The sequence below is a fragment of the Nitratidesulfovibrio oxamicus genome (assembly GCF_015731765.1).
GTDB classification, from domain to species: Bacteria; Desulfobacterota; Desulfovibrionia; order Desulfovibrionales; family Desulfovibrionaceae; genus Cupidesulfovibrio; species Cupidesulfovibrio oxamicus.
The window spans coordinates 1-10,510 of sequence record NZ_VRYY01000812.1 but is presented as its reverse complement, the minus strand read 5'-3'; the positions used below and the strand labels follow the sequence as shown (position 1 = coordinate 10,510).

General features: G+C 67.8%; 7 protein-coding genes and 1 pseudogene. 4 read left to right on the top strand and 4 right to left on the bottom strand.

The features are described 5' to 3' along the window. From FVW20_RS19135 to FVW20_RS19125, 3 genes are all read left to right on the top strand, one after another. Window positions 1–1,322 (top strand): two-component system sensor histidine kinase NtrB (locus FVW20_RS19135; protein ID WP_196610816.1); only part of this gene is annotated, 1,322 nt, incomplete at its 5' end. A gap of 212 nt (window positions 1,323–1,534) precedes the next feature. After that, window positions 1,535–2,182, top strand: coding sequence for an XTP/dITP diphosphatase (locus tag FVW20_RS19130; RefSeq protein WP_196610815.1), 648 nt, complete (start codon window positions 1,535–1,537; stop codon window positions 2,180–2,182). 324 nt (window positions 2,183–2,506) lie between these two features. Further along, window positions 2,507–5,398, top strand: a complete 2,892-nt coding sequence (locus FVW20_RS19125) for a bacteriohemerythrin (protein ID WP_196610814.1) — start codon at window positions 2,507–2,509, stop codon at window positions 5,396–5,398. A 279-nt stretch (window positions 5,399–5,677) separates the two neighbouring features. On the opposite strand, the gene FVW20_RS19120 is transcribed toward FVW20_RS19125, so the two are convergent. Next, entirely contained in the window at window positions 5,678–5,983 is a 306-nt protein-coding gene (locus tag FVW20_RS19120) for a hypothetical protein (RefSeq protein WP_196610813.1), read from the bottom strand. A 460-nt stretch (window positions 5,984–6,443) separates the two neighbouring features. Between FVW20_RS19120 and FVW20_RS19115 the strand changes: the two genes are divergently transcribed. Beyond that, window positions 6,444–7,652 carry a histidine phosphatase family protein gene (locus FVW20_RS19115; RefSeq protein ID WP_196610812.1) on the top strand — a complete coding sequence of 403 codons (1,209 nt, stop codon included), beginning with the start codon at window positions 6,444–6,446 and terminating at the stop codon, window positions 7,650–7,652. A 143-nt stretch (window positions 7,653–7,795) separates the two neighbouring features. On the opposite strand, the gene FVW20_RS19110 is transcribed toward FVW20_RS19115, so the two are convergent. The 3 genes and pseudogenes from FVW20_RS19110 to FVW20_RS19100 all read right to left on the bottom strand — a co-directional run. Next, the gene (locus FVW20_RS19110) at window positions 7,796–8,425 is read right to left on the bottom strand and encodes a cytochrome b/b6 domain-containing protein (protein WP_196610811.1); all 630 of its coding nucleotides are present in this window, start codon (window positions 8,423–8,425) and stop codon (window positions 7,796–7,798) included. Window positions 8,426–8,427: 2 nt separating this feature from the next. Beyond that, complete coding sequence (locus FVW20_RS19105) at window positions 8,428–10,113, bottom strand: tetrathionate reductase family octaheme c-type cytochrome (protein WP_196610810.1); 1,686 nt, start codon at window positions 10,111–10,113, stop codon at window positions 8,428–8,430. A gap of 45 nt (window positions 10,114–10,158) precedes the next feature. Then, a pseudogene (locus FVW20_RS19100) lies at window positions 10,159–10,510 on the bottom strand (4Fe-4S dicluster domain-containing protein); the annotation flags it as partial.

Sequence of the window (10,510 nt, the reverse complement as noted above, 5' to 3'; positions counted from 1 at the left end):
TGCCCCGCTTCGATACCGCCGCCGCCCTGTTCGCGGCCCACCCCGGCCTGCGCATGGTCATCGACCTGACCGACGATGGCCGCCACATGGCCGAACTGCGCGCGGCGGCCCCTGCCGGGGTTTCGCTGCTGGACGCGGGCGGCGCGCTGTGGGTGTGGGAAATGCTGGCCTCGGAAAAGCTGTGCTCCACCTGCAACCTGCACCTGCGCGAGGCCCGCGATCTGTTCGCCACGCTCATCGACCAGGTGGACGAGGACATCCTGCTGCTGGACACCGAAGGGCGCATCGTGGACCTGAACCGCAACATCCTGCAACGCAAGGGCGGCACCAAGGACGACTGGATCGGCACCTGCTGCTGGCAACTGGACGGCGCCTCCTTCTGCTGCCCGCCGGAGCACGGCGGCTGTACCTTCCGCGAAACCGTCAGCACCGGCCACAAGGCGGAGCGCATCCATACACGGGTCAACGACGATGGCCGGGTGCAGTACTTCCGGGTGTACACCTACCCGGTCACCGACGACGCGGGGAGGCTGACGCGGGTCATCGAGATGCGGCGCGACATCACCAACCGCACCAACATGGAAATCCGACTGCAACAGGCCGAAAAGATGGCCGCCATCGGCGAATTGTCCACCTACGTGGCGCACGAGATACGCAACCCGCTGTTCGCCATCGGCGGCTTTGCCAATTCGCTGCTGCGCTCGCCCTCGCTGGACGAGGCCGCGCGCGGCAAGGTGCAGGTGATCCTGGAAGAATCACGGCGGCTGGACACCATCCTGAAGTCCATCCTCAACTTTGCCCGGCCCACCTCGCCCCGCACGGGCGAAGTGGACCTGAACCTGCTGGCCCGCCAGACCATGGAACTGATGAGCCTGGGCTTCGACCAGCGGCGCATCACCGTGGACATGCAGCTTGCGCCGGACATATCCAAGGCCCACGGCGACGGCGAGATGCTCAAGCAGTGCCTGATCAACCTGGTGAAGAACGCGCAGGAGGCCATGCCCGAAGGAGGCCGCCTGACCGTGCGCACCGGCATGAACCAGCAGCATGTGTACATTGCGGTGACGGACACGGGCGTGGGCATTCCGCCGGAACTGCACGACAAGATATTCAGCCCGTTCTTTTCCACCAAGGAAAAGGGCGCGGGCATCGGCCTGGCCATGAGCCGCAAGATCATCGAGGAAATGGGTGGCCGGGTGGACCTGCAAAGCCAGGTGGGCAAGGGCACCACCATCACCCTGTACCTGCTGCCCCTGCTGGCCGTGCCCCGGGCGACGGAACCCGCGCGGGACGATCCGGCAGGCGAGGGCATGAAGGGCTGACCGTACGCCGGGCGCGAAGGCCGTCCGGCGTGTTCTTGCCTCCGGCCCGATTCTTCCGCACAATGCGCGCCACACAGCGCGGCTCGGTTGCGGCCCGCGCGATCCGTGCGACCCGTGCGCTCCGGCTGCCTTCCGAGAGGCCCGTGCCACGGGGCGGCGACCATCGCCGCCATGACCGTCACCCCAACCATGAACACGACAAACGACACACCATGACCACCACCCAGACCATCTCCGGCAACACCGCCGTCATCGTGCTGGCCACCCGCAACGCGGGCAAGATCCGCGAACTCAACGACATGCTGCACGGCACCGGGGTCACCGTGGTGGGTCTCGACGCCTATCCCGAGATCGGCGAAATCGAGGAGACCGGCACCACCTTCGAGGAAAACGCCCTGCTGAAAGCGCGCACCGTGGCCGAACTGACGGGCCGCATCGCCGTGGCCGACGATTCCGGGCTGGAGGTGGACGCCCTGGGCGGCGCGCCGGGCGTGTACTCCGCCCGCTATTCCGCCGAAGATGGCGTGCCCGCCACCGACGCCCGCAACAACGAAAAACTGCTGGCCGCCCTGGCCAACGTGCCCGATGCGCAGCGCACGGCGCGGTTCCGCTCGGTGATCGCCGCCTGCGCCCCCGACGGTCGCCACATCACCGCAGCCGGGGCCTGGGAAGGCCGCGTGGCCACCGCCCCGCAGGGCGACAACGGTTTCGGTTACGATCCGTTGTTCTTCGACCCGGAACTGGGCCGCACGGCAGCCACCCTTGCCCGCGAAGAAAAGAACGCCCGCAGTCACCGGGGCAAGGCCCTGCGCCGTCTGCTGGAACTGTGGCCCGCCTTCGTGAAGGACGGCAAGGGCTAGCCCGAACCGCACGTTTTCGCGCAGAACGCGCCCCGTGCCGCTCCGGTTCGTCCGGCGGGCGCGGGGCGTTTTACGTTGCGGCGCCGCCCATGCAAACGCCCGCGCGGCGGATGCGCATGTTCCCGCATGATGGGCGGTCCGCCGATCGTCGCCCATGCCTGCCATCCCCAGTCCCTCCGTTCCGCATCTCGTGCCCGGCGCGGCAGCCGCGAATTATCACGCGGCCCGTCGGCTAATCATTGCCCGTCCGCCCCCTGCCCCCGTTACATTGGCAGGGCGGAGGCCCCGTTGCCGCCGCCAACATCGGAATGACGGGGGGATGGCATGACGCTGCGCATGAAGTTGCTTGCGGGGTTTATCGGCACCCAGGTGCTTACCTGTCTGCTTACCGCCGGTTTGCTCTGGCATTTCGGGGTGGACGGCATGCGCCGTGTGGGCGATGCCGCCGCCACCGCCATGCAGGACCGGGCGCAGGACCAACTGACCAGCATCCGCAGTTCCAAGGCCCTGCACGTGGAAGACATCTTCCGGCGCATGCGCAATCAGTTGCTGACCCTGGCCGGTGAACTGACCGCGCGCGAGGCGGCCCAGGCCCTGCCCGCCGCCTGGCTCGGCGTGCAGGGCGAGGTGGCCGGGCAGATGGACGCAAGGACCGTGGCCCGGCAGTTGCTGGACGTCTATGCGGGGCCCGCCTACCTGCGCTCGCTGGAGTTCGCGGCCAACGCGCCATCCGCCCCCGGCTACGCACCCCGCGCGCCGGAATCGTACCTGCCCGATGACGCCAACGGCGTGCTGCTGCAGGGCATGTACCTGCTGCCCGCGCTGGCGGCGGGGCAACGAGGGGCATCCGCAACGCCGGGCAGGCCCCCCCTGCCCACTGCCTACAATGCGTTGCACGCCCGCTGCCATCCGGTGCTGCTGCACTTTGCCGACACCTTCGGCTACCGGGACATCCTGCTGCTGGACCCCGGCACCGGCGCGGTGACCTACAGCGTGCGCAAGCTGCCGGATTTCGGCACGTCGCTCATCACGGGCCCGTACAAGGATACCGGCCTGGCCACGGTGTTCCGCAAGGCCGTGGCCGCCGGAAAGTCCGGCGAACGCAATGTCGCCGTCATGACGGACTTCGCCCCGTACGAGCCGGGCCGCAACGCCCCGGCCGCGTTCATCGCCACCCCGGTGTACGACGCATCCGGCGCATTCCTGGCCGTAATGGCCCTGCATGTCACGGAGACGGGCATCAACCGCGTCATGACGTCGGAAGGCCGCTGGAAGGACGTGGGTCTTGGCGAATCGGGCGATGCCTTTCTGGTGGGCACCGACCTGCGGGTGCGCTCGCTGCCGCGCGGCTCCGCCAATCGGCACATCCTTGCGGACATGGTGGATACCGAGGCCGCGCGCAAGGCCGTGGCCGGTGAGACCGGGTGCGGCGCCATCAGGGACCACAACGGAAAGTCCGTACTGGCGGCGTGGCAGCCCTTGCGCATCGAAGGGCTGACCCTGGGGCTGGTGGCGGAAATCAACGCGGACGAGGCCCTGGCGGCCGCGCGCGACATCGCCGCTGCCAGCGGCAAGGCCGAACGCGGCATGCTGACAGGTGCGCTGGTGGTGCTGCTGCTGGGCGTGGTGCTGGGCTCGGGCGTGGCCGTGGCGCTGGTGGCCTCCATCTCGCGGCCCTTGCGCCGATTGCGGGCCTATGCGGGCGAAGTGGCGGAGGGGCATCTGGAAGCCCGCCCCGAGGGGGCGTATCCGCCGGAACTGGACGCCATGCGCCACTCCATAGAACGCATGGTGCAGAACCTGCGCCAGCGCATCGAAGAAGCCGATGCCCAGGGACGGGAGGCTGCGCGCATGGCCCGCGAAGCCCATGACTCCATGAAGAACGCCACCGCGTCCGAGGCGCGCATCAAGCGCCTGATGGAGCGCATGACCGGCGCCGCAGGCAAGACGCGCACCGTGTCGGAACACGTCTCGCATTCCATCGCCGACCTGACCGGCCAGGTACATGCCGTCACCGGCGGGGTGGAAACCCAGCGCCGCCGCATGGACGAAACGGCAGAGGCCGTGTCCGACATGCGCGTGACCGTGGCCAACGTCACCGACAACGCCCGCAGGGCCGCCGAGCAGGCCGACCTTTCTCGCGGCAACGCCGACGAGGGCGCACGCGGGATGCGCGAGACCGTGGCTGCCATCAACGGCATTCGCGAACGCATCCAGCGGCTGAACGAGGCCATGGGCCGCCTTGGCGTGGAGGCCGAGAACATCGGGCAGGTCATGTCGCTGATCTCGGACATCGCCGACCAGACCAACCTGCTGGCGCTGAACGCGGCCATCGAGGCGGCCCGCGCCGGGGAGGCCGGGCGGGGATTCGCCGTGGTGGCCGACGAGGTGCGCAAGCTGGCCGAAAAGACCATGACGGCCACCCGCGACGTGGGCGAGGCCGTGGCGCGCATTCAGGGCCACACGCGAGAGAATATCGCCGCCGTGGAACAGGCCGCGCGCGACGCCACGGCGTCCGCCGCGTCGGCAGAGACCGCCGGGCAGGCCATGGCCCGCATTGTGGCGCAGGTGGACGAAACGGCGGGCATGGTCCAGTCCATCGCCGCCGCCAACGGCCAGCAGGCGGCAGCCAGCGAGGTGGTGGGCCGCAGCGTTGACGAGGTGAACCGCATCGCCGGGCAGACAGCCGAGGCCATGACCCGCTTTACCGGCACGCTCAACGACATCTTCGCCCAGGTGCAGGAGATGTTCTCCATGGTCGAGGTCATCTGCGCCGGTGAGGACGGCGTGGCCCTGATGTCCGATGCCAGCGACGAGACCCTGATCCGCTGGACGGAGGAGTTGTCCAACCTGCCCAGCATCGACGTGCAGCACAAGAAACTGGTGGACTACATCAACGCCGTGCACCGCGCCGCGCGCACCAGCGACATGGCCGCCGTGCTCGAGGTGTTCGGGCAGTTGAAGGCCTACACCGTGGAGCACTTCGGGTACGAGGAACGGCTGTTCGACGTGCACGGCTACCCGGAAGGGGCGCAGCACAAGGACGTGCACCGACGTTTCGTGCAGCGGGTGCTGGAATGGGAAAAGCAGGCGGCGGGCGGCAACCCCACGGTGGTCATGGAAATAGTGCGCGGCCTGGTGGACTGGCTGGTGTCGCACATCATGAAGGTGGACAAGCGGTACGAGGCCTTTCTGCGCGAACGCGGCGTGGAGTAGGCGGCGGGGGACAGGCGCGCGGGAACAGGCGCGCGGGGAGGTTGACAGGTCGCCGGGAAAGGGCGGCCACTGGCGGGTGGCGGACGTCGGCGCCCCGGCAGGGGAAAGGTAATGCACCGGAAGCCGGACGGCGAAAGAATGCGGATGGCCGGAACGCCCCCGCGATGGCTGCGGATGGTGCGCCGCCGAGGGGTGTGGAACGAAAGTGCGGCGAAGGTGCGGAAAAGAGATACGCGGAAGGCGGCCCGGCATGTCGGACCGCCTTTCGCGTTTGGTGAACTACTTGGCGGGCTGGTCGGGCTGTGCGGGGGCGGCAGGCGTCTGGGGCGCGGGCTGCGGGGCGGATTGGGGCTCCGCCTGCTGCGACTGGGTCACGGGCGCGGTGGCGTTCACCGGCTGCACCACCTTGGTTTCGATGGGCGACACCAGGTTGCCGAACACCAGCAGCATGGCCCCACCGATGGCGAGGCTGCGCGCGCGGATGCCCGCCGCATGGTTGCCCGAGCGCCAGCGCAGCCAGTTGAAGGCGGCCCCGGCCAGCATGGTCATGCCGCACAGGTTCAGCAGATAGTTGATGGCGTACATGGTCGGCCTCCTGCCGGACAAGCGGCGGATGTCGGGGTATGGCGGGGGAACGGGTGGTTGTGCCCCGTGGGTGGAGAGGGGGCGAGGAGAACCCCGCCGTGAAATTCTGTTGGCATGCCGGGAGGGTGGCGTCAAGTGGGGGTATGGGCAGCCCGCGGCGGCAGCCGTTTGCGTGTGCATGGCGCAGGCCTTGCGGGTGGTGGCTTGCTCCCCCGCCTCTCAGCCATCCCTGTTCCTCTGGGGCCCGGCGCGACTTCGAAGCCCCTCGCGTCCGAAAACGCTGGTGTGTCTGCACGGAAGCCGTTACCGATGGGGCAGGCCCAGACAAGACCAGACAAGACCAGACAGGCCCAGAACAGGGCCAGAACAGGGGCAGACAAGTTCGGACAAGACAGGCCCGGGAACAACGGATACGCCGCTCCGCCCCCGCGTGTGCACAACGCCCTTCACAGGATTCCGCATGAACAAGCTCTATGTCGTCATGGTCGGCCTGCCCGCGCGGGGCAAATCCACCATGGCCCGCCGCATCCGCGAGGGTCTGGAGGCAGAGGACTTCCGCGTCGAGGTGTTCAACAACGGCGAAATCCGCCGTTCCCTGCTGGGCATGGATTCCGCGAGGCCGGAATTCTACGACCCGGACAACGCGGAAGGCCGCGCCCGGCGCGAGGAAATCGCCCGGCTGAACATTGCCGCCGCGCGCGACTACCTGGCGGGCGACGGGCATGTGGCCATCCTGGACGCCACCAACGCCAGCCGTGCCCGGCGGGCCACCATAGAGGCCATGCTCACCGACCATCCGCTGCTGTTCGTGGAATGCGTCAACGACGACCCGGTGGCGCTGGGCGCGGCCATCCGGCGCAAGACGCAGATGCCGGAGTTCGCGCGGGATACCACGCAGGCGGCCATGGACAGCTTTACCAAGCGCATCCGGTACTACGAGCGCATGTATGCCCCGTGCGCCGACGAGTCCTGCTGGGTGCGGGTGGACACGCTGGAAAACCGCGTGGTGGGCGAGCAGATAGGCGGGCGGGTGCCGTACTACCATCGCATCCGGGACATTCTGGTGTCCGCGTGGGTGCGCAACCTGTATCTGATCCGGCACGGCGAGACCTACTACAACGTGGAGGGGCGCATCGGCGGCGATTCGGACCTGACCCTTCGCGGGCAGGCCCAGGCCAAGGAACTGGCCGCGCATTTCGCGGACATCGAGGTGCCGTACATCTTCACCTCCACCCGCAGGCGGTCGGCGCAGACGGCGGCCCCCATGCGCGAGGCGAGGCCGCAGGCCACGGTGATGGCCCTGCCGGAGTTCGACGAGATCGACGCGGGCGAGTGCGAGGGCCTGCGGTACGACGACATCCGCCGCAGTTTTCCGGATGCCTTCGCGGCCCGCCAGCGGGACAAGTACCACTACGTGTATCCGGGCGGCGAGGGCTACGTGACCCTGCGCGAACGGGTGGAGCGCGGGGTGCGCCGGGCGCTGTTTCTGGCCGGGGGCGCGCCGGGTGTGATGATCATCGGGCATCAGGCCATCAACAGGATGATCCTGTCGCACTTTCTGTACCGGCGGACGGAGGATGTGCCGTACATCTTCATACCGCAGACGCAGTACTACCACATCGTGGCCACGCAGCGGAAAAAGCTGTTCGAACTGGTGCGCTTCATGTGAGGTGAGAAGTCATGCCACCCTCTGGCCTGCCCCCAATGGAAAGGTTTGGAAGGCGGGAGGGGGTGTGGGGGAGGGAGGAAACTTTTCAAAGTTTCCTCCCTCCCCCACATATTCTTCATCTTCTGTCTTTCCTCTCCTCCCCGCTACACCTCCGGCTTCACCCCATTGCGGGGCACGTCCTCGTAGCCGGTGAACATGGCGGCGATGTGCGCGGTAAGGGAGTGGCCGGTGGTGGTCATGTAGACGTGCACGATGACGAAGGCCAGGAAGGCGAAGGCCCCCAGGGTGTGCAACACGGCCACGGCCTTCAGGGTCAGGCTGCCCGCAAAGCCGAGTTGCGGCCACTGGTTGTAGGTGTAGTAGAGAAACCCGGTGATCATCTGGAACGGCACGAGAAACGAGACGATGCCGAGATAGGTCAGCCGTTGCAGGGGATTGTGCTTGGCGCGTTCGCTCTTGGGCACGGGGTGCGGTTCCCCCTTGAAGATGCCGGAAAGGTAGTAGCGCACCACGTCCATCAGCTTCAGGAAGGTGGGCACGTAGTGCTTCCACTCGTCGGTGACGGCCATCCAGAACACGATGAAGGCGTACAGCACCAGCCACGACCATGCGCAGAAGTTGTGCACGGCGAAGGCGCGGGCAAAGCCCAGCAGGGTGAAGGTGCCGTGGATTTCGAATCCGGTGACCAGCAGCATCAGGATGAGCGCGGTCTGCGCCCAGTGCCAGAACCGCTCGAACCGGCTGTACAGGTAGAGTCGTTCGGTGGCGTGCATGGCTAGTCCTCCTTGCGGTTGTTGCGGCCACGCGCGGCCAGGCGCAGGAATCCGTGCACGCCCACGGCCAGCACGGACCCGGCAACGGCGATCCAGCCGGCGGCGTCCACGCCCGCGTTGCGGTCACGCCCCGGCATCCACACCCCGCTGACGGCGGCAAGGCGGCTGCCAGCAGGCTTGTGGCATTCGCCGCAGGCCACGGACTTTTCCTTGGGGGCCACCTGGTGGGTGATGGGGTAGTAGTAGACGGTTTCCACGAATTCCAGCTTGCCGCTGAAGGGCAGGTTCAGCGACTTCTGCCCGGCTTCCACGGCCTTCATCCAGTCATAGGTCTTCCAGTAGGCGGCGTCGTCCTTGCCGAACAGGTGCGGGGCCACGAAGGTGCGGTTGCCCGCGTCGAAGGGTTGGCGGCCCCGGTGCGCCTTGAAGGGCATGATGCGCGCCTTGGGGTCTGCCGGGTCGCCGTCGATGCGGTTTATTTCCACGGGCTTCGCGGTGTCGTCGATCCTGTCGGTCAGCAGCAGGAATTCCATGCGTCCGTTGGACCAGTGGTATTCGGGGGTGACGTCCTTTTCCCAGCGGAAGTCGCCCTTCTTGCTGTCGTAGCTGGGCTTGCCGAAGGGGCCCTTTTCCGCGAACGGCTTGCCGTCCTTCTTCTTGCCCGCCGTGGACCAGTCCCACCACATCTTGGTGGCCATTTCGCGCGCAAAGGCGGGAATGTGACAGGTCTGGCAGGCCAGCTTGTCGGTGTGGTCGTTGGCCTTGTGCCCGGCCTTGTGCGGGGTTGCGGTGTGGCACGATTCGCAGGCGATGCGGTGCACCCGGTCGTCGTCCAGCACGCTCTTGCGTTCGGTGAAGGCGGGCTGCTTGTAGGTGCGCCCGGCGATGACGTGGGCCTCGGTGGTGTGGCAACGCTGGCAGGTGAAGTTGGCGCCCTTCACGTCCATGTGCACGTCCAGTTCGCGACTGGGCTTGAACATGGTGGAATCAAGGTCGCCGTGCTTCACCGCATCGCCCCCGCCGCCGTAGAAGTGGCAGGTGCCGCAGTTGTCGCGGGTGGGGCGGCCCACGGAGGCGGCAATGGCGTTGTAGTCGGGCGGGTTGAACGTCTTGCCCTCGAACTCGGTGGGTTCGCTGACGGGCAGCCCGGCCATGGTGGGGAACTTCTTGTAGGTGCCGGTGTGGTCGTGACAGACCATGCAGTCCACGTTTTCCTGCGACGAGAAGTCGAACTGCGCGTTCTTCCAGCCGAAGCCCGCATGGCACGAGGTGCAGCGCGGCTCGTTGGACGGGATGGCGATGCAGAAGTTGTTGAAGGTGATGCCGCCCTTGCCCATCTTGCGTTCCGGGTCGGCGGGGTCCAGCCAGGTCCAGTGGATGGTCTTGTGCACCTGCTGCGCGGCGGCGTTGTGGCACGACAGGCAGGCCTTGGTCACTTCCTGCGGCGTGGCAAAGGGTTGTTGCAGGGCCGGGTGGCGGGAATGGTCGGCGGTGATGGCGTGGGCCTCCGGCTTCTTCACCGCCCCGGTGGCCCCGGCGGGCACTTCGGTGGCAAGCTGGGCCGCGCGGGCCGGGGCGGCTGGCGCAAGCACCGGGACAAGGCCCGGCAGCAGCAACAGCAGCAACAGCAGCAGGGCTGGGGGCGAACCGCCCTGCACCCGGTGGGCGGAAACGTGTGGCGACGACATGTGGACTCCTCCTTCAGCGGTGAGCGTCAGCGGGTAGGCCCTGCGCTACGCGCGGGGCGGATGTTCGGGATGATGACCGGGCGACGGAGCCGTACCGGGAGCGGAGACAGGGACGGTCCAGGCACTCCGGCCCGTCAGGGCCAGCGCCAGCGCGGCAGCGCCCAGCAGCCCCGCAATGCCAAGATGCGTCCAGTCCAGGTACATGGTCAGGGTGGGGCCCCAGTCGAAGCCGGGCAGGTTCTTGGCCACCCGCATGGCCCCGGTGACGATGAGTGCTGCCACCAGCCACAGGCGCAGCGTGCCGCCGCCCGTCAGTCGATACGGGGTGAACGGGCGGTGCGCGGCGAACAGGCGGCGGATGCGCGACCCGGCGCAGGCCCGCACGGCCAGCCACGCT